The following is a 23,165-nucleotide window of genomic DNA, read 5'->3' on the forward strand; positions in this document are numbered from 1 at the left end:
CACGAGTTAAAAAGCTTATCTCACAACATCTTTCACTACCTCGAAGATGAGGCCCGTCGGGTCTTCCAACCTCGGCGGCGTGGCTCTCCCGCTCTTCAGCGCATCTCTCAACGCCTTTACGCAACCCTCCTCGTCTTTGCACCGGAACAGAGGGGCGCCCCTTTCCTGGAGGTACCGGTCAATGTAGTAGTCCTCTGGGAAGTAGGAAAGCGCTGGGACCCCCAGGAGGGCGGCCTCCGTTGCCATGGTCGCGCCCCCAGAGACCACCGCCGCGGCGAAGTATGCCAAGTCTAAGTGGTCCACGGCGTGTGTGAGATTCACCACGCCCTCCTCCACTTGGTCATCGTACCGCGGCACGTTGACCACCTGGTACCCCATTTCGACGGCGAGCTTCATAAGCCTCCTGCGGAGCGACGCAGAATTCCACCGGTAGTACGCCGCGTGGCTCTCCTCGGGTCTAAAAACCACGTACCGCCCTGGGGCTAGGCCAAGGCTCTCCACTGTAGAGGCGTTGGGCCTAAACCTCGAAATCCACATGTACTCAAACACCCCGTCGAAGGTCACCACGCGCCGAGGACAATACCTAGCCCACTCCTCTGCGGGTATTGCCGAGGGGGCTATAAGCACGTCGGATAGAGGCAGGACGAGCCTGTTTACATGCACTGCGTGGGGAGTGTCGTTTAACACCACGAGGGGCTTCCCGAGGCCGAAGACGACCCTCGCCGCGTCAGGCGAGGGGAAGCTCAACATGCCGTCCACGCCCTTGGCCACCTCCACTAGCCCCAGCTGCCTCTCCAGGCCGAACACCAGCTTCTCGTACGTGTTCTTGCCGTATTTCCCAACGCAGAGATGTGGCACGTTGTACATCTTCAACATGTCTTCCACATGCATATACTCTCTACACGTCACCACCACCTCTATGCCCCTCCGCCGCCCCTCTACGTGGAGAACTGCGGCTATACGCGCCTGCTTGGGGGTCAACGCGTCGAAGAGCAACTTAGTCATGTACGTAGATAAAAACGTCGGGACCGATCTTTTTCACAAACCCATACCTAAAGAACTGCGCATAGGCACCGACCTCTACGCCCCTTAGCACAGCCTCGCCGAGGCCAACCTCCTCCACCTTTCGGCCGGGGGCCCACGGCCGCACCACTCTGACCTCCACGGGGTCAACAACCCATTGGATAATCGGCGCGCCTATCTTCCTAGCCTCCTCGAGACTGAGGCTGTGCAAGCGGCCGTAAGCCACGCCGCCTTCAACCCTCTCAATCTCCACGTTGGCTAACTCCATGAGTCTAACCACTGCCCCCTCCTTCACGTCTTGGCGCTGTACAAACACCTCGACCCTGCCCGGCCCCAGCCTATACACCCGCTCCCCCCGCTCCCTGAAGCTGGGGTGATAGGGCACCTTTGCCACAAGCTCCCTATCGGCTTCAAAGACGAGCCTCACGGGGTCGGCCACGTACATGTAGCGGTTTGCCACAGGCTCTATTTTCTTCCTATTTAGGGCAAAGAGGTTGGAAAGGGCGACGGTGGAGTCAGACGGCTTTATGCCCACTGTGAGGATGAGCTCCCATATGGCCTCTGGGAGTATCCCCCTGGCCCTAAGCCCGGCCAGCGTGGGCAAAGTGGGGTCGTCGTACCTCACCTTGAGGGCCTTGAGCTTAGACTTGCTGAGGGTGGCGCCCTCGATTTTAAGCCGGCCGAAGTGGATAGTGACAGGTTGCTCCCAGCCGAAGTGCTTAAAGACGTAGGACTGCTTCACGGTGTTGACGCTGTGCTCCTGCGCCCTCAGCACGTGGGTGACGCCCATTAAGTGGTCGTCGATAGAGACGGCGAAGTTATACGTAGGCCAGACAATGTACTTATCCCCCACAAGGGGGTGGGGGGTCTTAGACGTGTCGATGATTCTAAAGGCCACCCAATCTCTCACGCTTGGGTCTGGGTGCGACAAGTCAGTCTTTATCCTCACCACGGCCTCCCCCTCCCTAAACCGGCCCTCCAACATCTTATCCCAAAGCTCTAGGTTCTCCTCGGGGCTCTGCGACCTGTGGGGACAAGCCCTCCCCTCGTTTCTCAGCCTCCTCCACTCCTCCGGCCTACACAAGTCCACATAGGCGGCACCCATGGCCAAGAGCCTCTTGGCGTAGTCGTAGTACACCTCCATGCGCCTCGACTGTATATACTCCTCGTCCCAAGAGACGCCGAGCCACCTCAGATCCTCTCTAATGGCCTCGTAGGCGTTTACCTCCTCAGTAACAAGAGGCCTCTTAGTCCTGGGATCCGTATCCTCGAACCTGAGGATAAACCGCCCCCCGTACTTGAGCCGGTAGGCGTAGTTCAAAATCGCCGGCCTGGCGCTGCCCAAGTGGAGCACAAAGTCCGGGTTGGGGGCAAATCGCACTACCACGCCGCCTTTAACCTTAGGCAGATCGGGGAGGGCCTCGATACCCGGCCTCTTCTGCTCCGGCCTCTTCTCCTCCAGGGCCTCAGGCCACTTCTCCTCGAGAAGTCTCCTCTGCTCCTCTAGAGACATGGCGTTTACCCGCGCCACCACCGCCTCCACAACTTCCTTCACTTCCCTAGCCCTAGGCCTAAGCTCGGGGACTTCGGCCATTATCTTGGCCATAACTGCCTTTACGTCGGCCTTTCCGCCGTATTTAACTGCGTTGGCTAAGGCGTATTTAAGCGCGACTTCTTCAATGTTCATTGGCGTAGTACCTGTCCACCTCCTCTAAGTCCTTGAGACTGTCCACAGAGCGCCAAAACACGTCTTTAAACACCACGGCCCTCAGCCGCCTCTCCTTCGCCAGCTTTGGGAAAAGCGTCTCTTCAATGTTGCCGCGCTCCGGCAACTCCTCCAGCACCCTGCGCCGAAGCACATATACCCCGGCATTTATGAAGAATCCGTCTAGCAACGGCTTTTCGCGAAATCTAACGACGTACCCCTTTTCGTCGAACTCCACTATGCCGTAGGGGCTCCTAAGCGGGACTAGGGCGATGGCGCCGTCTGCTTCGCCAAGCGACTCGGCCAAGACGTCCACGGGCAAGTTCGTCAACACGTCTCCGTTTACCACTACAAAGACGTCGCTGTTTATGAAGAGGGAGGCATTTCTAATTGCCCCGCCCGTCCCCAGCGGCTCCTCTTCTACGCTGTAAAAAATCCTCACCCCATAGCGCCTCCCGTCGCCCAAGGCCTCGAAGACCTTATGCCTCAGATACCCCACGGCGAGGATTATGTCGCCTATGCCGAAGCTCTTCAGCCACTCAATCTGCCTCACCAAGATGGGCTTCCCGCCCACGGGAAGCAGAGGCTTCGGCGTCTCCGAGGTCAGAGGGGCGAGGCGCTTGCCGAAGCCGCCCGCCAAAATCACGGCTTGCATAACCGCAGTCACGCCCCCTTATTTATATTTAAATGAGCCACAACTTAGGGCTATGATATTTCACACGTCTCAACTGCCGGCAATTGAGGAGGTGGAGGAGATCTTGAGGCGGTACCGGGTGAAGCCTCTGGTGGTGAAGGGGTCGCTGGTCAACTTCGTATGGCCGCCGCAGCCCACCGGAGTTCCGCTTGACTTACTCAAGCGGCTTCCCCGCGACGTCTACGTCGTGCTTAGGGGCAAGACGCTGATAATTGTGCCATGATGCGGAAGATGAAGGTGGAGGATCTGCCAATCGAGCCCAAGGTGAAGGAGGTCTTGTTAAAAGTGCTGGGGCCGGGGGAGGAGGTATACGTCGAGCAAGTGGGAGGCAGAGTGAGGATCATCATATGATAGTGGTCAAATCGTCTAATGTGGAGAAGTTCGCCTGGCATGTGAGGTCTCTTCTTCCCCAGCTTGAGTCTACGCCGATGCTTCTCGCAAAGCGGCAGGTGGGGAACTACGTCATTGGGCTCGGCACCTTGGGCTATTTATACACGACGCTGTCCTACGTCCTAGAGGTGTTGATAGAGGCGGATAAAATGGCCGACGACTTAAAGCTGAGAGACTACACCCTCGTGATAGGCCCCGAGGCCAGCTACATCACCACGACGCCGTTGCCCGAGGTGTTGCCGCCATTGCCACAGCCGCGCGAGGTGCCCCCAGTGCCGAGGGAGGAGGTGGCCATAAACACCTTCGGCTGCAGAGAGGCGCCGCGAGGCATGGTCAGCTTCTGCATAGGCGACGTAGAAATCGCGTACTACCTACCACAATGATATATTTGACTCTGTCTGAGCTAGAGTCGCTTCTGACGTCGATTAGAAACTACGCGGAGAAGTACAGGACGACCAAGCCTGTGCTTGAGGCAGTGGAGGAGCGGTGGAAGAAGTTCGAAGAGCTCGCCTTCGCCTTCGGCGTCGAGCTAAAGCCCGCCGAGGGGGTTGAGTTCTACTCCGGCGGCCCCCTCCCGGACAACGCCGAGTTTGTTAGACGTCTAGATAGGCTAATAAGCACTATTAAGAAAATTAGGGAGATTTATGGAGATGTAAAAGTTATCGTAGATATTGATATAAATGTCAAAAAAGTCACAATCAAAATTTAAATAGACAGGAAAAAGACATCATATGCCTCTGATAAGGCGTAGGGAAATACCCCTAAGAGTCTCTGACATAATGGTAAAGGAGGTTGTGACGGCAAAGAAGGACGAGAAGATAAAAGACGTGGCCCTCCGGATGTATGAAAAGAAGGTTGGCAGCGTCGTTGTTGTAGACGAGGAGGGCAAGCCAGTGGGCATAATCACCGAGCGCGACATGGTCTACGTATGCGCCCGCGGACTCTCCCCCGACACGCCCGCATGGATGGTTATGACAGAGAACCCCGTTACAATCAACGAGAACGCACTAGTGACAGAGGCCATGGAGAAGATGCGACAACTCGACATACGCCACCTCCCAGTGGTAGACTCCACGGGCAAGCTCGTTGGCATCATATCCTTTAGAGACGTGTTAGACACCGCGCTGCTGTTGACGTCCATTAGATGAGGTATTTGCTCATAGTGGAGAACCCCGGCTACACAGTCAAAAATAGGCCGCATTTGTTAAAGGAACTCAGGGCGCACCTCCCAGTCATAGCCCTCAGAATCGCCACTCGGCACATAGAAGTAGATGTGAAAGGCGCCGACCCCCAAGAGGCCAGGAAAATTGTCGAGAGGATTTTGGGAGGATCTGTGGTAGAGGTAGTGGACATAACCTTTGAAGAGGTCAAGGGCGGCGTAGAGGACTACGTCCGGCTCTTTAACCAAGAGAGGTTTTGGGAGGCCCACAACGCCCTCGAGGGGCTTTGGAGATCCACCAGAAACCCCACGTTGCAGGGGCTGATCATGCTCGCCGCTGCGTTCGTAAAACTGCAAGAGGGGCAGTTGGACAAGTTTGAAACACTGATAAAAGAGGCGGTGGGCCTAATAACAGAGGACGTGGGGTGTATAAGGGCCAAGGAGCTGAGGGAGAAGGCCTTGGCCGCGTTGGTACAGAAGGCGCCTTTTAGAATAGAATGCTCTTGACTTTCTCAACGAGTCTGGGCAATATCTCCTCCACTCTCCCCCGCAGTATGTAGTCGGCGAAAAAGTCGTAGTACGTCTCATCTGCGTTTATTATGACGAGCTTTGCCCCCCTTTTCTTTGCCACCACGGGTAGCTGGTTGGCTGGATACACGGCGAGGGACGTCCCCACGGCTAGGAAGACCTCCGCTATTTCCGCGAGCATAAAGGCCTCCCGCAACGCGTCTTGCGGCAGAGGCTCGCCGAAGAAGACCACATCTGGCTTTAAAACTCCGCCGCACCTGGGGCACCTGGGCGCCCCAGCCGTGCGCCACTTCAATGCCTCGCGTAGTGGATACCTCATTCCACACTTTGTACAAACGGCGTCTCGCAACGCGCCGTGGAGCTCTACCACGTTTTTACTGCCGGCGGCTTGGTGCAACATGTCCACATTCTGCGTAATTACGGCGCAGAGCTTTCCCACCCGCTCCAGCTCTGCTAATGCGTAGTGGGCTGGGTTCGGCTTTACGTCAAAGGCGGGCAGTAGGTATTGCACAAAGAGGTCCCACACCTCGTCTGGATGCTGGTGGAAGTAGGAAATCTCGAACTTCTCGGGGTCTACAAACCGCCACACGCCTTGGGGCCCTCTAAAGTCGGGAATGCCGCTCGCCGTAGACACTCCGGCGCCGGTGAGGGCCACAGTGCACCCAGACCTAGCTATGAGGGAGGCGACTTCATCAATTTCTCCAGCTGAGACATCCACCTCCATACTACGTACAGCCAGTAGAAGTATAAAAGCCCTAACGTGATTAGTCCAAGCACTACATAAAACGTAGCACTATGTGGGCGAAAAACCACAAGGCCCTTGGCAACTTGGAATATGTACAAGTCCCTCGTAAACACCTCCACTAGGTAGACCCATGCGACGAATCCCACCACCGCCAGTAGCGCGACGCCGAGGACGAAGAGCGCGAGCCCGGCGATTTTTTCCACGTCAACCGTTGGCTGTAGCTGTGGAATCTGGGAGGCTAGGAAGAACCCAGCCGCTTGTAAAAACACGCCAGATACCACGTAGAGGAGTATGGCGGCGTCGTAAGAGTCTGTGGGCAAAAACTTGGCGGCGTCCCCAGCCGCCGACTTTAGGCTGTTAAGCCCCCGGCGGAGTTGCATCAGCACGGCCCCCACCGCCACTACATACGCGGCGCCTGCCAGAGAGGAGAGCAGTAGTTGGCCGACCACGCCGGCGGCTAAGGAGACTATGTACAACGCCAAGGCGGCCACGATTAGCCGCATGTTTATAAAACGCGGCGTTGCTATTTATAGGTGACGAAGATGAACCCCCCTGACTAGTGAAGAAGTCGTTGCTCGCCGAGTATTACAACCCTCGGCGTGGGGATGTCCGGCCTCAGCTCCACCACCTTGTCGCCGTAGCCGCAGCGGGGCGTCACGTCCAGCGGCTCTGCGTACACCCACCCCGTGGTCTCCGTGCCGCTCACCCACACAATTTTGAGAGGCAGGTAGGTGTTCTTCATCCAAAAACACCAAGTGGCGTTTCTCGGGAATAGAAACGCCATGCCCACTGCGCCGACGCCGCGGGGGTCGTACGACGTCACGTTCATGTAGCCTACCGTCCACCTCGCCGCGTGGTCAGCCACGTAGAGTTGGTAGGTCCCCCCGTCCAACTGCGCCGTGGCTACAAGCGCGAAGGGCGATATGAGGAGAAGCGCTATCCATACAGCCATTTCTCCACCCAGCTATTTATCAGCTTCTCCATCTCCCCGCTTTGAAGCATGTCGTAAATCACCTTGTCCACCACGAGCTTTAGGTCGTGTGCGCAGAGGGGCATGGCGGCCGCGCTGTAGCGCACGCCCACGGAGAAGGCCTGCCTCAGCTCTGGGAACTTGGCGACAAGAGCCCGCCCAACCACGCCGCCCACCACAATGGCGTCTAAGTCGCCCTTCTTCAACGCCTCAACCATGTAGGGGTAAACCTTGTCATATCTCACAATCTTTGAAGAGTTGCCGAGAGTTTTCACAGCCCAATCCTCTTGCACCGTGCCTATCTGCACGCCTATTGCCTTGCCCCTCAAGTCGTCTACGCTAGCGACCTTCCCAGACCCCAGGGTAATAACCACGGAGCTGTCCACTTGGTACGGAATTGAGAAAAGCACCTGTGCCTCCCTCTCGGGGGTTATGGCCATGTCAGCCAACACGAGGTCGACTTCGCCTCTTTTAACCGCCTCTATCAGCCCTGAAAACTTAATGTCGCGTATCTCAAGCTGGACCCCAAGCGCGTTGGCGATCCTTTTGGCAATTTCAACGTCTATACCCACGATCTGTCCCCCCTCGACGTACTCGTAGGGGGGCCAATCCGCCGAAGTGCCAAGGATGAGCTTCCCCCTCTTCTTTATTGCGTCCACAGACGTGGGGCATGTGGGCGGGGCGGCTTGTTGTTGCTGAGCGCCCCAATTGGCCAAGGCGCCTAAGACAACTCCGATGACTAGCCCCAGCGCGAGTCCTACTATGACCTTGTAATCCATAAATAGTGAAATGTTGAGGGTTTTAATGTTGAAGCTCGGTCGGCTTGACTTGTGAAGAGGCTAGACGACACTGAAACTTTCAATTGACGCTGTGCACCGAAATTTACACGTGGGCTATAAAAATGGGGATACACATGCCGTTGTGAAAGCCTTCTTAGTAACCAAGAACCCGTCCACCCCCCTCCCAGAGGGCATAAAAGTGGTGTACATACCCTTTGTAGAAGAAGACGTGTTGTATATATTCGACGAGAGATTTGGATTCCTAGAAATCACTGGGAAAGAAAAAATCGGCGAGTTTATTGCCCAGAGAAGCGCGCAGAGAAGCTCTCAATAGAGGCAAAGAGGGCCTCTAGGTCCTCGTCAACAACGCCCACTCCTGGGTCAAAGGGCGAGTCCATCCCCGCCACTCTGTCCTCGTGGGGCATGTATATGAAGAGCCTCTTGTGCGCAGTATTTGAGGCATACATAATTTCGCTAAACACGCCTCTGTGAAACATCCCCCGCATAAACGGTCTATATACAACAACTGCGTCTGACTGAAGAATGTATCTAAAGTCCTTGTACCTAATTATGTTGTCAATGTCTCCCAACACCTCCTCCACCTGCTCCATGGGGATCTCCATGGGGTAGAGCTCTGCCTCGTCCTCTACGGCCGGCTTTATCCCAGCTGGGAGAAGCCACCTATCCTCGGCGTGTACAACAACGACGTTTCCCCGCCTCTCTCCAGTTCTCAATATGCGTTCGTCCATGGTAAGAGGGTCGAAGGCAACCAGCCTCATATGCGCCTTGGCCCTAAACGAGTCTATCTCTTTCCTGGCCTCTGGGTCCCGCCGCACGTTTGTTATAGGGAAGGAGAGGTAGAACCTGGGCCTCCTCCCGCCGATGGACACGCCGTATATGGTCTTGGCCGGGTGCTTCACGGCTATGACCACGTTGGGTATTCCCAAGGCTTTTGCGATTATGTCGCCTATGAGAATAGACGCCGTCCGCCAAGCGAAGACGTCCTTTAGCCGTAGCGCGGCGCCGGTCCTCTCCTTCGCCTCCCTGAGCTGTATCCGCCGCCAGATCACGTGCGCCTCCTCTATGAGAGTTAAAACGACGTCGGGCTTAAACGCCCTCAGCAGAGATATGTCTACGGCTGGGAAAAACCTGCTTTTGCGGAAGTACGGGAGATTCATGAAGATCGCGGCGTGGTCTACCCCCTCCTCCTCTGCCCTGGCGATGGCTCTTGCCGTTGCCTCCCGCCAGACTCTGTCCTGCCAGTAGTAGTCGTCGCTGTCGAGGAATATAAGCCAGTCCACCTCCCTCTTCAGCTCATCTTCGACGAAGTACATGCCGAGCCTCCCCTTGCCCTCTGCCTTGTGGCATTCCTCGAGCTCTCTTGCCACCTCGCGCATTTTTACGCCAGTGGTCCCAATGGCGAGTACTCGCACGTACCTGGGATGTAACGTATATATATTTAGTACGCATCTACGCCTGTGAGAATGTGTGAAATACTGGCTAAGTACCTAATCGAGTTAGTGGAGGGGGCAAAGGGGAATGTGGTATCATTTGTAGTGGGGGACGTGGCCAGGTGGGCTGAGACTAAGGTGAGGCCGACGCGCTCTGTGGTGTTTAAAATTACTAACATGGCGGAGGCCCTACTCGCGGCTGGGCTGTTGGAGAAAATTGGTAAGAAGTATATATTGAAGAGGGACTCCCCCCTGTGGGTCAAGGCCAAGGCAGGCGACGTGGAGGGGATGTGCGAAATTGTTGAAAACGCTCTTTTCAACTACTCCAAGGTAGTCAAGTAGTCGTTAGAGATAAATAAAAACTCTCTCTTTGCCACGTGAAGACTATAATCGGCTTAGTGGTCAACGCCGCCGCGTTTTTGCTCATCGGCATCGGCCTCCTCTACGTAGCCGTGCCGCTGTACGTTGCCAGCGTCGTAATTCTGCTGTGGCCAAAGAGGAGGCAAGTTGAAGAGAGGAAAGAGGCGGCCAGGGAGTTGACGCCCGACGAGATTAAGAGGCGGCCCGTGTCCGCGCCTGAGGTATGAAGAGCTTAATCTTCTTCTCTGGAACAAAGGGGGGCACTGGCAAGACTACGCTGGCGTTAAACACAGCAGTGGTGCTCGCCTATGCCTGGCGCAACGACGCCCAGTACCCAGTGGTATTGCTAGACCTCACCCCTGGGCTTGGCACAGCCTCCCTAATCCTCCTCGGGGACTACCTAGCCGCGTGGGGCCGCCCCTCGCTTTCTGACTACTTCGCCGGCAAGATCTCAGACCCCCTCCGCGCCTTCTACCTAAAGAGGTGGACCACAGACAGGGGGGATTTCCAACTGGTCTTCGCCTACTTGACCCAAGACGTCAATGTGTCTAGGCGCTACCTGGAGTACTTGGTGCAAAACGTAGAGACGCGGCTTAGGCCCAAGCTTCTGGTGATAGACGCGCCTCCCATGGCTCAATCTCCCCACCTCTCGGGCCTGGTGAACTTCGTGGCGCCGGTGGTTACGCCGGACGTATCCGCGATAGAGGCCACGAAGTACTACCTTGGCTCAATGGGGGGGACGCGGCTTAAGCCCGTCTTGAATATGTACATGCCTGAGTACCAAATAAGCGCCGTATACCTAGCCCACTGGGAGCGCGTAGTAGAGCGCTCGCTGGGCGAGCCGCCTCACATAATCCCCTACGACAAGGCGATACAGGCGGCTAGGCAAGCCCTTGAGATAGAGGTTTTGAAGCTTAGGCCAGGCGAGTCGCCGGGGGTCAAGGCGATACTGGAATACGCGAAGTACCTCACAACGAAGCTTCTTTAACGCAGCTCTCCGCCGCGTGTAACACAAGTGGGAGAGTCTTTAAGCTACGCACAATGTACGCCCTGCAGGGTATAGACTCCACAAACTCCTTTTTCACGTAGACACCATGTCTATCCACGAGCACGGCGCCGTAGCTTGCCATCAAGGCGCCTAGGAAGTCTTCGTACATGTCGTCGCCTATGTGGAGATATACGTCGGGGACCACGTCTCCCAGCAATATCTGCCGAGCCGCCTCAAATATCTGCACAGAGGGCTTGACGTAGCCAACGTCGTCTGCGTACAGTTGCAAGTCCACCAGCTGGGCTATGCCCAAGCTCTCCAACAACCTCTTAGTCGCCCTAGACCGCCAGAAGAGGACATTTGAAATAATGCCTATCTTATACCCCTCGTCTTTTGCCAACTTAATCGCCTCAACGGCGTCGCCCTCTGGGGCAATTTCCAAGCTCCCAACCGCCTGGTCTATGGCCTCTTGCACTTGGTATACGTCGAAGGCGGCGTTTATGCCCCTACTGCGGAGCTGCCTCTGCATGTCGAGCAGTACGTAGACCGGCGGCACTACCTCGTGCTTTTCTCTCCTAGCCAGCTTAATCTTCCTCCTCTCCTCGTTTACCAGCGCCTGAAGCGTCTGAAAAGGCGCCCTGCCCCCTAGGCTTTTGTAAATTACGTCCACAACAGTTTTTAAGGCAGGCTCCACTGGCAGAATTGTGCCCCAAACGTCTAGAGTTATCATCTTAATCACGGTGTTTATATTACCCGCTTTTATAAATCTAAACGCCGCGGCGCCTCAGATAGAGCCGAGGTATGTAAACGCATACACATACACAAACCTCACGATATATACCAACGCCAGCGTCACAGTGGAACGGGCAGTGGTAGACTTCCAAATAGCCCTACGCGACAGAGTCATAATAGGCCTAAAGCCCACTGCCAGCGACTACGTACTGCTGAAAATTGGAAACACGACGCATCAGCTCCGAGTACGAGCCGAGTGCAATATCACAATAGAGGCGGCCAATTTGACGAGCAGGTTAGCCGTGGCGGCCAATGCCACTTGCGCCGGCCCCCTCTCGATATACGTGAACGGGACCTGGGCGAGTAGAGGGAGGGTGGACTATGTGCCAGAGTACGCGGGGGTTTACGTCGTAACGGCGTCAAACGGCGTTTTCTACGAAAAGGCGAGGGTAGTGGTGTTGCCAAACGCCACGGTGAGAGGGAACGTCTTCGGCGAAGTAATGGAAATTAGGCTCAGCCCCCCGCCGCGTGCCGGCCTTCTGCGGCTGGGCCCGGCGACTGTCCAGGCCGCCTCGTCTGTCTCAATAGACACTTGGGGCCTCGGGGCGGGGAACTACACCCTAGCCCTCTACATGGGTGCCTGGTACAACCTCACCACGGTCACGGTAAAAAAGGCGGTGCCCAACCTCGAGCTCGACTACAAGCCGGAGTACATATACGGCGAGCCCATATCTATATCGGCGAGGGTATACGTGGGCAAGAGGGAGTACAGGGGAGTGGTGCAACTCTCCGTCGGAGGCCGGTTGCTGACCGGCTTCTCCCCCGCTAGTTTTACACTGCCCCTGCTCGACGCCGGAGTTTACCAACTGGTTGCGGCGGTGCAGGGGGATAGGAACGTTACCTCTCTATCGAGGACCTTTCAGCTCAGGATAGCGCCTGCACCCGTCTCCATTGAGTTGAGGATCAATGGGACGTACCTAAGCCCCTACGTGGTCAACTATGGGAAAATTCTAGCCGTAGACGCGTTGGCCCGCTCCCTGGTGAAGCCCTTGGGTACAGTGGAGCTGTATTTAAACGGGACACCCGTCAAGCCCCTGGTAGATACTCTGAGGCTGAGGCCCGGGGTTTACAACCTCACCGCGGTGTTTAAGCCCGCCACGGGGAACTTCCGGCCGGCCTCTGCGTCGGCTCAAATATTGGTGATACCCTCGCCCCCCGAGGTCTCTATAAATCGGACGTTTTCCACAGTCTTCGGCCAGCCCCTGGCCATAGCCTTCTCCGTGTCTCTCTACGGCAGGCCTATAAACGCCACGGCGTATGTGGAAGTGTCTGGAAGGAACTACTATGCGAATTTCACAGTGGCCGTGGTAAACGGCTTGGGCAAGGTGGTGTTGAGGGACATCCCAGCTGGGGTGTACTCGGGCTTAGTGACAGTGGCCGGGATCGGCTTGTCTCCCCAGTCTAAGCCCTTTACCGTGTTTGTCTCATCTGCCCTTGTGAAAGTGGCCTTAACCGCGCCCACTAGGGGGGTCTACGGAGAGGCTGTACCCATACGCGCATCTATTTACCCGCCGTGGGTGCGTGGCGTGTTGTACGTCGAGGTCAACAAGACAGTGGTATACGCGGGCAACTCCTCGGCGTACAGCGGGCTTTGGCTTCCGCCGCGCGGCGGCGTCTACCAAATCTCGGCGAGGTTCGAAAGCCTAGACCCAAACTACTCTGGGGCCGAGAACGTCACCTACATCTTCATCGACAGGGCGCAGTGCACCATACGTTTCTCTCTACGCGGCCCCTTCTCTCCAGAAGGAGCCGCCTACGTCCTAAGGCGGTATGTAGTGGAGGTGGGCACAGATCTGCCGGCCAAGATATACGTCAACGGCACAGCCGCGGGCGCGGCGGTGTTGTTCAACAGGACTGGGGTCTACAACGTGACTGTGTACTTCCCAGGGGACGCCAGGTACTACCCGTGCTCCTCCTCAGAGGCGGTGGTGGTGGTGAAGAACCCCTCCTCCGTGGAGATCTCTTCGCCGCGTAGAATATCTACAGTAGACGCCTCTCTCCCTATCTCAATCACGGTCTCAAGCCCGGTGGGCCAGCGGTACGGAGACGTGGTAGTGTACAAGGTAAACAAGTCGGCGAACACAACCGAGGTGGAGACGGTGTTTGTCAACGGTAGCGCCTACGTGTACTTGAGGTTCCAAGCCCCCGGGGTCTACGAAATCGCGGCCGAATATTTGGGCAACGAGTTCAACATGCCGAGTAGGTCAAACGTAGTGGTAGTCACAGTGGAGAGGAGCGTTTTGGGAATTCCCATCTTCCTCCTCTCAATCTACTTGGGAAGCCTCGGCGCAGGCATCGCCGCCGCCGCCGTCGTGAGGTGGTTTTTCAGGAAGTCTGTTTAGCACTGTAAAGAATTTAAAGAGGGTCGTGCGGGAGCGTGTGATCACAGCTCCGCCGGCCATCATAGTCGTCCCACTTGCCTCAAAGGAGCAGGTGGGGCAAACGGTCAACTACGTGGTGTCAAAGGTGAAGCAGATCGGCGCGCCCATTAGACACGTACACTCAGACGGCCCCATCTACCTCCCCTGCCGAACTACTCGGGACGGCCTCTTCGAGCGAGTGGACGTCTACTTGGCCACGTCGGCTGGGGACTTCGCCAACGTGTTGCCCGCGAGAGAGGAGATCAAGGAGGGGTTCGTGGAGAGAGTGGGATATGTGCACTTGGTGCAGGGGGTGGCCATTTTGTTTAAATACCACGCCGTGGGGGAGGTTAGGCTTGAGGAAGTGGTGGTCTACACCGTGGGCGCGGCCTATAGAGATTTTAAGCTTAACCTTTAAATACATGGACCGAGAAGGCGGCATGGCCATTACCATCGACGACTTTAAGCGCGTCGAGCTCCGCGTGGGGAAAGTAGTGGAGGCCTCGCGGGTGGAGGGGTCAAAAAAGCTGTTAAAGCTGGTGGTAGACATCGGCACTGAGAAGAGGCAGATAGTGGCCGGCCTCGCGGAGTACTACAAGCCTGAGGAGATGGTGGGGAAGTACGTGGTAGTTGTGGCAAATCTCCAGCCCCGGAAGATCATGGGCATCGAGAGCCAGGGCATGTTGCTGGCCACCTGCGACAAGCCAGTCCTCTTGACCATTGAGAGAGGCGGTGACGAGCACGTGGGGGAGCATGTATGTTAAAATCCCCACGCACATCGCAGTAATACCCGACGGCAATAGGAGATACGCCAAGAAGGTCGGACTAGACTTCTACCACGCCTACAAGAGGGGCGTGGAGAAGGTGAGGTCGTTCCTGCTTTGGGCCCTTGAGTATCGGGAGATTAAGAACGTCACCTTCTTCGCCCTATCCACTGAGAACCTCCAGAGAAGCCGCCTAGAGCTCGAGATCCTCTTTAGAATATTCGAGGAGGAGCTTCGGAAGACTCTGGAGGACCCCCTCATCCATGAGAACAGAGTAAGAGTCAGATTCATTGGAGACATGTCGCTTTTGCCCAGTAGAGTTGTAAAGTGGGCCGAGGAGCTGGAGGCTGCCACAAAGAACTACGGCAACTACCACTTGACCCTCGCCCTGGGCTACGGGGGCCGCGCCGAGATTGTGAGATGTGTGAAAAGGCTTTTATCTGGCGAAGTGAAGCTGGCCGAGGTAACTGAGGAGTCTCTCTTCCAGTGTTTAGACACGAGGGATTTGCCCAACCCAGAGCCCGACGTGGTGGTGAGGACAGGCGGGGAGAAGAGGCTCAGCAACTTCCTCCTCTACCAGACGGCGTACTCGGAGCTGGTGTTTTTAGACAAGCTCTGGCCCGAGGTAGAGAGGGAGGACTTGGCCTACATTGTGGAGGAGTACTCGAGGAGGCAGAGGCGGTTCGGCAGGTGATCCACTGCCCGCTCTGGGGGCTGTTCCTCGCGGTGTTTATATCTCACGCGGTGCCCCTGGCCCACCTGCCCGGCTACACTCTTGTGGCCGTATGTGTTGCGACAAGCCACAATTTGGCCGATTTAGCGGCGGCCGCCTTGGCGGTGGCGCTGGGCGCTGCCCTGGGGAAAGTCGTGGTGTTTTTTACAAGTCGTAAGATAGGCGAGGCTGTCATGGGCAGAGAGGCGGAGTACGCCAAGAGGTTGTTTGAGAAAATTTCGAAGTGGGGAATAGACTTGGCGGTCGTGGCCTTTGCCGCATCTCCACTGCCAGATGACGTCTTGTACATACCGCTGGGCATGGCCGGATACGACTTGAGGCGCTTCTTTGTTGCCGTGTTGGCTGGAAAGGCCGTCTTGGCCGTAATCCTGGTGTTCTTCTTCGGAGAGCTGGGCAGCCTCTTTTTAGACACGCTGGGTGTCGCTGGGGTGGCGCTGACCATTGGGCTGGCGGTCTTAGGCTCTGTGCTAGTGGCGAGGGTAAGGTGGTCCGCAGTGCTCCAGGCGTACGAGGCCGAGGGGGCCAAGGCGGCTTTAAAGGCTGCGTTTAAGTCGGCGTTTTCAAGAAAATAATTTAATACCACTGTTGCCCACCTCCGTGGCTAAGTACGTCATAGGCTCGGCTTGGCCGTATGTACAAACAGTGCCTCACCTCGGCAACATGATAGGCTCTGTCCTCTCCGCTGACGTATATGCCAGGTACCTACGGCTGAGGGGGCACGACGTGGTCTTTGTCTCTGGCAGCGACATGCACGGCACGCCGATTGAGGTTGAGGCAATTCAACTCGGCGTCGACCCCGCGGAGTATGCCTTCAAAATGCACGGGGTGGTGGCAGAGCTTTTCAAGAGGTGGAACATATCCTTCGACCTCTACACTCACACCCACTCTGAGACCCACGTGGCGTTTGTCCAAGAGTTCTTCAAGCGGATATACGAGAACGGGTACATATTCACCAAAGACGAGGAGATGCCCTACTGCCCCAGAGACAAGATCTTCCTCCCCGACAGATTCATTATTGGGAAGTGCCCCTACTGCGGCTACGAGAGGGCGAGGGGAGACCAGTGCGAGAACTGCGGCCGCCTCCTAGACCCAAAGCAGCTGGTAGAGCCCCGCTGCGCCGTATGCGGCTCTAAGCCTGAGTGGCGCCTCACGAGGCACTGGTACCTAGACCTAAGGAGGCTGGAGGACAAGATTAGGAAATACGTGGAGGAGAACCCCCACCTCCCCCAAAACGCCAAGGAGATGTCTCTGGCGATGCTGAAGGAGGGTCTCAAGCCAAGGGCAGTCACTAGGGACAACAAGTGGGGCATCCCCGCGCCGTTCCCGGGGGCGGAGGGCAAGACTATCTACGTCTGGTTTGAAGCCGTGCTGGGCTACATATCGGCCGTGGTCGAGCACTTCAAGAGGCTGGGGAAGGAGTCCGAGTGGGAGAAGTACTGGCGCGACCCCGACACGAAGATAATATTCTTCGTGGGCAAGGACAATATCCCATTCCACGTGATTATACTCCCCGCCCTGCTCTTGGCCAACGGCGGCGGGTACACTCTGCCCACCACCACGGCCTCCACTGAGTACCTCCTCTACGAGGGCGACAAGTTTTCGAAAAGCAGGAGGTGGGGCATATGGATAGACGAGGCCCTCCACCTACTCCCAGCGGACTATTGGAGGTTCATCTTAGTCTACATAAGGCCGGAGAATAGAGACACGAGTTTCACCTGGGCCCAGGCCCTTGAAATTGTAAACAAGGTCTTAAACGACGACGTGGGGAACTACGTCAATAGAGTCTTGTCGTTTATAAAGAGCAGGATGGGCGGCGTCGTTCCTCCGCCGGGCACGCCGCAGGAGGAGGACAAGAGCTTTCTCCAAGCGGCGCTCCAGCTGTTTAAGAAGGCCGAGCGGCACTACGAGGCCGTGGAGCTAAAAGACGCACTCCACACCGTCGTCGAAATTGCGAGAGAGGGCAATAGGTACCTCAACGCGAGGGCGCCGTGGGACTTGCTAAAGACGCGGCCGGAGGAGGCTAACGCGGTGATGTACCACGCCTACTGGTCGCTGAAGATGCTCGCCGCGGGCTTGGCGCCAGTGATCCCGGAGAGCGTTGAAAAGATGTGGGAGATGATGGGGAGGCCGGCCTCCCTCACGTGGGACGAGGCGCTGAGGGAGCCGGCGCCAGGGGTCAAGCTGGGGGAGGTAAAGCCCCTGTTCAGAAAAGTGGGGGAGGACGAGGTTAAGAAGATGTTGCAAGCTCTTGAGCAAATGAAGAGGGAGAAGGCGTCGAAGAAGTACCCCTGGGAACAAGCTCTCCTATGACGTCGCCGTATAGGTAGACGGGCCCAGCCCCGGCCACCACCACTTCGACGAACTGGCCCAGGAGCCCGTCGCCGGGCCCCCTCTTCACAACCACCTGCCTATAGTCGCCGGCCCTCCCCACCACTAAGCCGTGGTCCACCTCGGTTATTAACACCACGTCGCGAGAGCCCACCCTCGCGCCGTTTCTGAGGTGGGCCACTCTGAGGGCGACCTCTGAGAGGATTTTGCTACGCCGCTTCTTCTCCGCGTCCGGCACTTGGCGCGGCATAACAGCAGCCTCTGTGAAAGGCCTAGGGCTAAACCGAGCCACGTGGACTTTGTCAAACTGCAACTCCTCCACCAGCTTCACCGTGGCCAAGAAGTCCTCCCACTCCTCGCCCGGGAATCCCACAATTATGTCTGTGGCTATGAAGACCGGCTCGCCCAAGACGCGCCTAATCTTGCGTATAAGCTCCTTGTACTCGTCCACCGTGTAGCGCCTCCCCATGGCCTTGAGCACTCTGTCGCTGCCAGACTGGACGGGGAGGTGGAAGTACCGATACACCCGCCGGTCGCGCTTCACGATGTCCAATATCTGGTCTGCAAACCGCTCAAAGACCCACGGCTCAGACATGCCAATGCGCACTCTGTACTCCCCGTCCACCTCTCTCAACAGCCGCTCCAAGAGGTCGGGCAGAGTCCACCCACTCCTCCACCTTGCGTCAAAGCCGTACGTAATTACGTCTTGCCCCGTGAGGTAGATCTCCCTGGCGCCCCCCTCCACGGCCTTTTTCACGTGGCGTATCACCTCGTCGGGGTCTGCGCTTTTGACATACCCAGCGCCGCCCCTCGTGTACTTAGTGGCGCAGAAGGTGCAGTTCCCCAGACAGCCCACTTGAAGGGGGACAACGTAGACGAGGCCGCCCTCAAACCGTGGGAGGACTCTCATCTCCCTCTCCCTCCCGCCCTCCACCTGCGAGGGGTAGATCAACTCGGCGTGTGGCGCAAGGCTCTTCACAGTGTGAGGCCTCAAGCGGGCGAGGCACCCAGCCACAATCATCTCTCTCCCAAGGCCCGCCAACTCCCTTATCCTGGCCAACTGTCTAACTTCGCCGTCCTCTCTCACGGCGCATGTGTAGACAAGTATAACGTCGGCGTCCTCCGGCCTTGCCACAGGGACGAGGCCGAGTCTCTGCCTAATTACCTCTGCGTCAGCCTTCGCAAGCCAGCAGCCAAAGGCCTCGACGTACGCCTTAGCCACAGTTGCACTGCGACTTGTTGATTTAAGTCTGATGCTCCGGGCACAGCCTCTTCTTCGCCAGGGAGTAGCGGACTTGCCCCCCCTCGAAGTCTCTCACCTCGTCCAACTCCACGAGGCACCCACACCCTGGGCTTATGTACAACCGCCTCACCACCTTCGCCGGGTCTTCTGCCACTTTCTTCACCTTAACCTCTCCGCTGTCCATGGAATACACGGCGACCTCCCCCCTCTTGACCAGCCGGCCCCACTTCTCCAGCAGAGTAACCACCTCCTCTGGCAACTCGCCTTCAAACACGTACGCTCTACTACGTACAACTTTCATCAACGTTATATACGCGGTTAATAAAAACGTTGTCATGGAAATAAGGGGGGTTCTGGGGAGAGTAGAGGTGGGGGACGGGCTCCCCGTGAGGATAATGGCCGTGTTAAACCTGTCCCCCGAGTCGTTTTACAAGGGGTCAGTGGCTGTGGAAAACGCCGTGGAGAGGGCGCTGGGGCTCGAGAAGTATGCCGACATTATAGACGTAGGCGCCATGTCCACAGCCCCCTACCTAGAGACCTGGATACCGCCGGAGAAGGAGCTGGAGAGGCTAAAGGCAGTGCTCCCCGACATTGTAAAATCTGTAAAAGCCACAGTGAGCGTGGACACCTACAGGCCAGAGGTGGCGCGCTACGCGCTTAAGGTCGGCGCAGAGGTGATAAACGACGTCACAGGCGGCAAGCTGTACCCGGACATGTGCCGCGTCGTCGCCGAGCACGACGCCTCAGTGGTGTTGTTGGCCAGGGAGAGGGAGGCGAGGAGGGGCGTGGCCCCCATCCAGAGGGTTTTAGACGCACTTAGAGAGTCGGTGGAGCACTTCCAGCGCTGTGGAGTAGACCCCAGGAAGATAGCGGTGGACCCCGGCGTGGGCTTCCCCCTACTGCCCCCGAGAGACGAGCCCTACGTGGTAAAAGGCGAGTATAGGCACGGGGACGAGAAGTGGCCCTGGTGGAAGTGGGACCTCCACATACTCGCCAACTTGAGAGAGCTGAGGAGGCTCGGCAAGCCCATCCTAATAGGCGTGTCGCGTAAGTCTTTCCTAAGGCGAATCGTCGGCGCGGAGAGCCCCGACGAAGTGCTCCCAGCCTCGCTGGCTGCAGAGGCCGTCGCAGTGCTACACGGGGCACACGTGGTGAGGACACACAACCCGAAGGAGACTAGGCAGGCTGCCGCTTTCGCAAAGGCGCTAGTAGACCTTTTCCAAAAACTTGACCACTAGTGAGACAAACTCCTCCGGCTTGTCTAAATAAGCGGCGTGGCCCGCCCCCTTAATCACCGCCTTCTCCACCCGCCTCCCCCTCAACAGCTCTGCGTTGGACGGAGGCGAAATTTCGTCCCGCTCCCCCCATATGGCCAATATGGGCGTGTCCACCTCGGCGAGCTTCTCCAAGAGCTCCCCCCTAAGCCCCACGGGCCCCACCACCACCGCGGCCCTAGTGGGCAGGCCCATGGCCACGTACCACAGCACCACTTCCCCCGACGCGCTGGGCCCCACAAGCGGCGGATCCACAAGTCCTAACGCATCTAAGACCCGCCTCAGAAACTTGGCGTACTCCGGCCTAGGCGCCTGAAACCGCTCGCTCTTGGTCTTAACGCCGTAGGGCATATCCACGGCGTAGACCTCGTAGGAGGCGGCCAGCCTCGCAAAAATGCCGCTGTTGACCCAGTCGTCTGCGTTAAAAGACCACCCATGGAGAAGCACAAGGGGTTTCCCAGAGCCCCCCTGCACCACGCGCACCTGTCTCCCCTCAACCGTTATATACCGCTCATTCATGCGCCGCCCGGGCCTTCATCAGCGAGAAGTTCTCGCTCTCCCGAATCACAGAGACGCCAGTGCGCGAGGGGAACATCTCCACCCACACCACCTTGTCCGGGCTGGTGAGGTTGACCTTCCTATTCACCGCCTTAGCCACATACTCAATTACGGCCATTCGGTCGAACTTTACCCCCCGCTTCTTCAACTCAATTTTAAAAGTCTCGCCGGGCGCTATAAACCGCTCCGCCAGCTCCCCCACCACCTTCTGTATCTCATCCAAGTCGGTCTTCACCACGGCCATGATAGGCGTCGCCCGGAGGATATACCTAGGGACGTAGTACCCCGCCTGAACCACGTCGATTAACAGCTTCACAAACTCCACGGAGTCCCCGTCCACCCTCGCCGTCAGCAGACCGTCAAACCCAGTAAACCACACCTCCTCTACCCTCCTCCCAACTACGTCCCCCACCCTGTACAGCTCCTCCATGCAGAGTCTCTCCTGCCGCCACCCAGTGGCTACAACTAAGTTCCAACTCACGGCAAACCACACGGGCGATGTAATAAACTTTTTTATACGGCAAGTAAGTGACATGGACTTTGTAACAGCCGCCCTAGCCGCAGTGGCCATAGCCGTGGCGCTACTGGGAGTGGTGGTGTACAGGCTAATAAAGTCCCTAGAGGTGTACCTCATACCCCTCTACGCCGAAGTCATAAGAAAGAGGGAGAGAGACTACGTGTTAGTAGAATTCCTCACCTCCCTCCTAGTATCCAAAGGGCTTATAACGGAGGTGGAGGCTGCGGCCCTGAAAAATGTGTCAATCCCAGGCCCCCTAACCGCCGAGGACTTAGACAGAGTAGACGAACTATTGGACAAAGACCCACGTCAGCTCACCTACGAAGACTTGATAGACCTCAAAAAAGTGGCCTACAAGCTACTAGGCCGGCTAGACAAGAGGTCGGTGAGACTAGGCCTAAGACTCCTCCGATACGCCTCCCGTGTCGAAGAAGCCATAACCTCAACCCTCAAAGCCGCCATCTTCCAAAACGCAGACAAGGTAGAAGTCTCATACGACGAGACCACATGCACAGTACACATGGCCAGCTACAGGAAAGGCGGCGAAGTAGACAGATCCGAAGGCCCAGACCCAGACTGTGTGGCAGAGACCGTCAAAACGCTGAAGGCCCTCGCCAGGAGAGAAGAGCCTCCAGACAGCGAAAAAGCCAAAGCAGCGCTAGGCAGATACGAGAAGTGTAAACAAAGCCAAGCCGCCGGCTGCAAAGCCATCAACGAAAACCTCTCCACCCTAGAAAAGAAGTCCCTCGACATCCTCCTAAGCCAAAAAAAGACAGGCTGACCTCGGTTGGCGCTACTAGAAGCACAAACAAGCATAGGCATCTGCCACATTAGTTATTCTCTTCTCCATGTAAATTTCCTGTTATACAATTTTAGGACCACAATTTTCAAAGACTAAAATTCTTACAACTGTAAAATGGAGATTGATAATAAAAATATGGCGCCGCCGCCGGGAGTCTCAGGGGTTTCCCTTTTGAACCCGGGACTTCCGCGCCGTTGGCTCTACGGGTTAACAGCCCGCCGCTCTGACCGGGCTGAGCTACGGCGGCTGGGTTTGGGTATGTATGTGTTTTTAAACTTTGAGCATCGGCTTGGCGTGGGGTGTAAGGTGCTTGTTGTAGACCTGGATGGGACTCTTACCCTGAGCCGTAACACCTATGAGTTGTCTGTGGAGGCTCTCTTGGCGCTGAGGAGGGCGCGTGACGCGGGGCTTCGGGTTGTGTTGGCTACGGCGAACGGCCTGGACTTCGCCCTCACTGTGGCTAGGTATCTTGGGGTGAGGGACGTCATTGCAGAAAACGGCTGCCTTGTCCACGTCGATGGTGTGACTTATGAGCTGTGTAGTGGGGACATGTCTGCTGTGGATAGGGCGGTGTTGGCCACGGGGGCTGTTGAGCCGAGTCCTCAGAACAAGTGTAGGAAGTACGACTTGGCCTATGTGCCCAAGGCGGCAAATGCCGTGGAGCTCGTGAGGGCGGCAGTTGGGCCGGGGTACGTGGTGGAGTCGAGTGGGTACGCCATCCATGTGAGGCCCGCCGGCGTTGACAAGGGCACCGCGGTGAGGTGGCTCTGCGAGAGGTTTGGGGTGCCTTGCCACCAAGTGGCGGCGGTGGGGGACAGCGACGTGGATGTGGGCATGTTGGAGGTGGGGTGGGGCATCGCGGTGGGCAACGCCACGCCGGCCGCCAAGCGCGCGGCGAGGTACGTGGCGGAGGGCCCAAGCGGGCTGGGGTTTAAAGAGGCTGTGGAGTTGATCTTGTCGGGGGAGGCGTGTACGCCCTAGTCGCCGTCATCGTTGGAACGC

At 57.1% G+C, this 23,165-nt stretch carries 32 protein-coding genes and 1 tRNA gene; 19 read left to right on the top strand and 14 right to left on the bottom strand.

Annotated elements, in window-relative coordinates; all coding sequences use genetic code 11:
* Window positions 1-15 precede the first annotated feature (15 nt).
* Genes PCAL_RS06025 through PCAL_RS06035 form a run of 3 tightly spaced genes read right to left on the bottom strand, consistent with a single transcriptional unit; the run spans window position 16 to window position 3,383 of the window.
* Window positions 16-1,005: a DUF354 domain-containing protein gene (locus PCAL_RS06025; RefSeq protein ID WP_011849819.1), complete on the bottom strand. Its 990-nt coding sequence runs from the start codon at window positions 1,003-1,005 to the stop codon at window positions 16-18.
* Window positions 998-2,710, bottom strand: coding sequence for a glutamate--tRNA ligase (locus PCAL_RS06030; RefSeq protein ID WP_011849820.1), 1,713 nt, complete (start codon window positions 2,708-2,710; stop codon window positions 998-1,000). The genes PCAL_RS06025 and PCAL_RS06030 overlap by 8 nt, the downstream gene beginning before the upstream one ends.
* A complete protein-coding gene (locus tag PCAL_RS06035) occupies window positions 2,700-3,383 on the bottom strand; it encodes a nucleotidyltransferase family protein (protein WP_011849821.1) in 684 nt (227 codons plus the stop codon). Before PCAL_RS06035 ends, PCAL_RS06030 begins: the two co-directional genes overlap by 11 nt.
* A 52-nt stretch (window positions 3,384-3,435) precedes the next feature.
* Between PCAL_RS06035 and PCAL_RS06040 the strand changes: the two genes are divergently transcribed.
* From PCAL_RS06040 to PCAL_RS06060, 6 genes are read left to right on the top strand one after another with little or no spacing between them, the layout of a single operon-like run.
* Window positions 3,436-3,645 carry a hypothetical protein gene (locus PCAL_RS06040; RefSeq protein WP_011849822.1) on the top strand — a complete coding sequence of 70 codons (210 nt, stop codon included), beginning with the start codon at window positions 3,436-3,438 and terminating at the stop codon, window positions 3,643-3,645.
* The gene (locus PCAL_RS11690) at window positions 3,642-3,773 is read left to right on the top strand and encodes a hypothetical protein (protein WP_264317701.1); all 132 of its coding nucleotides are present in this window, start codon (window positions 3,642-3,644) and stop codon (window positions 3,771-3,773) included. Before PCAL_RS06040 ends, PCAL_RS11690 begins: the two co-directional genes overlap by 4 nt.
* Entirely contained in the window at window positions 3,770-4,195 is a 426-nt protein-coding gene (locus PCAL_RS06045; RefSeq protein ID WP_011849824.1) for a hypothetical protein, read from the top strand. Before PCAL_RS11690 ends, PCAL_RS06045 begins: the two co-directional genes overlap by 4 nt.
* Window positions 4,192-4,521: a hypothetical protein gene (locus PCAL_RS06050; RefSeq protein WP_011849825.1), complete on the top strand. Its 330-nt coding sequence runs from the start codon at window positions 4,192-4,194 to the stop codon at window positions 4,519-4,521. The genes PCAL_RS06045 and PCAL_RS06050 overlap by 4 nt, the downstream gene beginning before the upstream one ends.
* 22 nt (window positions 4,522-4,543) lie before the next feature.
* The gene (locus tag PCAL_RS06055; protein WP_011849826.1) at window positions 4,544-4,960 is read left to right on the top strand and encodes a CBS domain-containing protein; all 417 of its coding nucleotides are present in this window, start codon (window positions 4,544-4,546) and stop codon (window positions 4,958-4,960) included.
* Window positions 4,957-5,478: a DUF309 domain-containing protein gene (locus PCAL_RS06060; protein WP_011849827.1), complete on the top strand. Its 522-nt coding sequence runs from the start codon at window positions 4,957-4,959 to the stop codon at window positions 5,476-5,478. Before PCAL_RS06055 ends, PCAL_RS06060 begins: the two co-directional genes overlap by 4 nt.
* Here the strand turns inward: PCAL_RS06060 and cobB are convergent.
* From cobB to PCAL_RS06080, 4 genes are read right to left on the bottom strand one after another with little or no spacing between them, the layout of a single operon-like run.
* Window positions 5,459-6,223, bottom strand: a complete 765-nt coding sequence (cobB, locus tag PCAL_RS06065; protein ID WP_011849828.1) for an NAD-dependent protein deacetylase — start codon at window positions 6,221-6,223, stop codon at window positions 5,459-5,461. The genes PCAL_RS06060 and cobB overlap by 20 nt on opposite strands.
* Window positions 6,172-6,747 carry a hypothetical protein gene (locus tag PCAL_RS06070; protein WP_011849829.1) on the bottom strand — a complete coding sequence of 192 codons (576 nt, stop codon included), beginning with the start codon at window positions 6,745-6,747 and terminating at the stop codon, window positions 6,172-6,174. Before PCAL_RS06070 ends, cobB begins: the two co-directional genes overlap by 52 nt.
* Before the next feature lie 53 nt (window positions 6,748-6,800).
* Window positions 6,801-7,196 carry a DUF192 domain-containing protein gene (locus tag PCAL_RS06075; protein ID WP_011849830.1) on the bottom strand — a complete coding sequence of 132 codons (396 nt, stop codon included), beginning with the start codon at window positions 7,194-7,196 and terminating at the stop codon, window positions 6,801-6,803.
* The gene (locus PCAL_RS06080) at window positions 7,181-7,993 is read right to left on the bottom strand and encodes an ABC transporter substrate-binding protein (RefSeq protein WP_011849831.1); all 813 of its coding nucleotides are present in this window, start codon (window positions 7,991-7,993) and stop codon (window positions 7,181-7,183) included. Before PCAL_RS06080 ends, PCAL_RS06075 begins: the two co-directional genes overlap by 16 nt.
* Before the next feature lie 142 nt (window positions 7,994-8,135).
* Between PCAL_RS06080 and PCAL_RS06085 the strand changes: the two genes are divergently transcribed.
* On the top strand, window positions 8,136-8,327 hold the full coding sequence (locus PCAL_RS06085; RefSeq protein ID WP_193322549.1) for a hypothetical protein: 192 nt from the start codon (window positions 8,136-8,138) through the stop codon (window positions 8,325-8,327).
* On the opposite strand, the gene PCAL_RS06090 is transcribed toward PCAL_RS06085, so the two are convergent.
* Window positions 8,290-9,426: a hypothetical protein gene (locus tag PCAL_RS06090; protein WP_011849832.1), complete on the bottom strand. Its 1,137-nt coding sequence runs from the start codon at window positions 9,424-9,426 to the stop codon at window positions 8,290-8,292. The two genes, PCAL_RS06085 and PCAL_RS06090, sit on opposite strands and share 38 nt — an antisense overlap.
* A 51-nt stretch (window positions 9,427-9,477) precedes the next feature.
* On the opposite strand from PCAL_RS06090, the gene PCAL_RS06095 reads away from it, so the two are divergent.
* The 3 genes from PCAL_RS06095 to PCAL_RS06105 are packed head-to-tail and all read left to right on the top strand — an operon-like array spanning window position 9,478 to window position 10,792.
* Window positions 9,478-9,786 (top strand): hypothetical protein, encoded by a 309-nt coding sequence (locus PCAL_RS06095; RefSeq protein WP_011849833.1) that lies wholly within the window; start codon window positions 9,478-9,480, stop codon window positions 9,784-9,786.
* 35 nt (window positions 9,787-9,821) lie between these two features.
* Window positions 9,822-10,031, top strand: a complete 210-nt coding sequence (locus PCAL_RS06100) for a hypothetical protein (protein ID WP_011849834.1) — start codon at window positions 9,822-9,824, stop codon at window positions 10,029-10,031.
* Window positions 10,028-10,792, top strand: coding sequence for a MinD/ParA family ATP-binding protein (locus PCAL_RS06105; RefSeq protein WP_011849835.1), 765 nt, complete (start codon window positions 10,028-10,030; stop codon window positions 10,790-10,792). Before PCAL_RS06100 ends, PCAL_RS06105 begins: the two co-directional genes overlap by 4 nt.
* On the opposite strand, the gene PCAL_RS06110 is transcribed toward PCAL_RS06105, so the two are convergent.
* Window positions 10,773-11,531, bottom strand: a complete 759-nt coding sequence (locus PCAL_RS06110) for an HAD family hydrolase (protein ID WP_011849836.1) — start codon at window positions 11,529-11,531, stop codon at window positions 10,773-10,775. The two genes, PCAL_RS06105 and PCAL_RS06110, sit on opposite strands and share 20 nt — an antisense overlap.
* On the opposite strand from PCAL_RS06110, the gene PCAL_RS06115 reads away from it, so the two are divergent.
* The 6 genes from PCAL_RS06115 to metG (PCAL_RS06140) are packed head-to-tail and all read left to right on the top strand — an operon-like array spanning window position 11,497 to window position 17,751.
* Window positions 11,497-13,926, top strand: coding sequence for a hypothetical protein (locus PCAL_RS06115; protein WP_193322551.1), 2,430 nt, complete (start codon window positions 11,497-11,499; stop codon window positions 13,924-13,926). The genes PCAL_RS06110 and PCAL_RS06115 overlap by 35 nt on opposite strands.
* A 37-nt stretch (window positions 13,927-13,963) precedes the next feature.
* Complete coding sequence (locus tag PCAL_RS06120; protein ID WP_011849838.1) at window positions 13,964-14,362, top strand: hypothetical protein; 399 nt, start codon at window positions 13,964-13,966, stop codon at window positions 14,360-14,362.
* A 4-nt stretch (window positions 14,363-14,366) separates the two neighbouring features.
* Complete coding sequence (gene metG, locus PCAL_RS06125; RefSeq protein ID WP_011849839.1) at window positions 14,367-14,708, top strand: methionine--tRNA ligase subunit beta; 342 nt, start codon at window positions 14,367-14,369, stop codon at window positions 14,706-14,708.
* The gene (gene uppS / locus PCAL_RS06130; RefSeq protein ID WP_011849840.1) at window positions 14,698-15,402 is read left to right on the top strand and encodes a polyprenyl diphosphate synthase; all 705 of its coding nucleotides are present in this window, start codon (window positions 14,698-14,700) and stop codon (window positions 15,400-15,402) included. The genes metG (PCAL_RS06125) and uppS overlap by 11 nt, the downstream gene beginning before the upstream one ends.
* A complete protein-coding gene (locus PCAL_RS06135) occupies window positions 15,399-16,013 on the top strand; it encodes a VTT domain-containing protein (protein ID WP_011849841.1) in 615 nt (204 codons plus the stop codon). The genes uppS and PCAL_RS06135 overlap by 4 nt, the downstream gene beginning before the upstream one ends.
* 25 nt (window positions 16,014-16,038) lie before the next feature.
* On the top strand, window positions 16,039-17,751 hold the full coding sequence (gene metG / locus PCAL_RS06140; RefSeq protein ID WP_011849842.1) for a methionine--tRNA ligase: 1,713 nt from the start codon (window positions 16,039-16,041) through the stop codon (window positions 17,749-17,751).
* Here the strand turns inward: metG (PCAL_RS06140) and PCAL_RS06145 are convergent.
* Together PCAL_RS06145 and PCAL_RS06150 are read right to left on the bottom strand one after the other, a co-directional pair.
* A complete protein-coding gene (locus PCAL_RS06145; RefSeq protein ID WP_011849843.1) occupies window positions 17,669-18,991 on the bottom strand; it encodes a MiaB/RimO family radical SAM methylthiotransferase in 1,323 nt (440 codons plus the stop codon). The genes metG (PCAL_RS06140) and PCAL_RS06145 overlap by 83 nt on opposite strands.
* Before the next feature lie 22 nt (window positions 18,992-19,013).
* Window positions 19,014-19,313: a hypothetical protein gene (locus PCAL_RS06150; RefSeq protein ID WP_011849844.1), complete on the bottom strand. Its 300-nt coding sequence runs from the start codon at window positions 19,311-19,313 to the stop codon at window positions 19,014-19,016.
* Window positions 19,314-19,347: 34 nt separating this feature from the next.
* Between PCAL_RS06150 and PCAL_RS06155 the strand changes: the two genes are divergently transcribed.
* Window positions 19,348-20,250: a dihydropteroate synthase gene (locus PCAL_RS06155; protein WP_011849845.1), complete on the top strand. Its 903-nt coding sequence runs from the start codon at window positions 19,348-19,350 to the stop codon at window positions 20,248-20,250.
* Here PCAL_RS06155 and PCAL_RS06160 read toward each other — a convergent pair.
* Together PCAL_RS06160 and PCAL_RS06165 are read right to left on the bottom strand one after the other, a co-directional pair.
* The gene (locus tag PCAL_RS06160) at window positions 20,218-20,805 is read right to left on the bottom strand and encodes an alpha/beta fold hydrolase (protein ID WP_011849846.1); all 588 of its coding nucleotides are present in this window, start codon (window positions 20,803-20,805) and stop codon (window positions 20,218-20,220) included. The two genes, PCAL_RS06155 and PCAL_RS06160, sit on opposite strands and share 33 nt — an antisense overlap.
* A complete protein-coding gene (locus tag PCAL_RS06165; protein ID WP_011849847.1) occupies window positions 20,798-21,325 on the bottom strand; it encodes a THUMP domain-containing protein in 528 nt (175 codons plus the stop codon). Before PCAL_RS06165 ends, PCAL_RS06160 begins: the two co-directional genes overlap by 8 nt.
* A gap of 52 nt (window positions 21,326-21,377) precedes the next feature.
* Between PCAL_RS06165 and PCAL_RS06170 the strand changes: the two genes are divergently transcribed.
* Window positions 21,378-22,142 carry a hypothetical protein gene (locus PCAL_RS06170; RefSeq protein ID WP_011849848.1) on the top strand — a complete coding sequence of 255 codons (765 nt, stop codon included), beginning with the start codon at window positions 21,378-21,380 and terminating at the stop codon, window positions 22,140-22,142.
* Window positions 22,143-22,299: 157 nt separating this feature from the next.
* Here the strand turns inward: PCAL_RS06170 and PCAL_RS06175 are convergent.
* Window positions 22,300-22,410: transfer RNA gene (locus PCAL_RS06175), tRNA-Asn, on the bottom strand.
* Window positions 22,411-22,457: 47 nt separating this feature from the next.
* On the opposite strand from PCAL_RS06175, the gene PCAL_RS06180 reads away from it, so the two are divergent.
* Entirely contained in the window at window positions 22,458-23,144 is a 687-nt protein-coding gene (locus PCAL_RS06180) for a phosphoglycolate phosphatase (RefSeq protein WP_193322552.1), read from the top strand.
* Window positions 23,145-23,165 lie beyond the last annotated feature (21 nt).

This window comes from Pyrobaculum calidifontis JCM 11548 (assembly GCF_000015805.1).
GTDB lineage: Archaea > Thermoproteota > Thermoprotei > Thermoproteales > Thermoproteaceae > Pyrobaculum > Pyrobaculum calidifontis.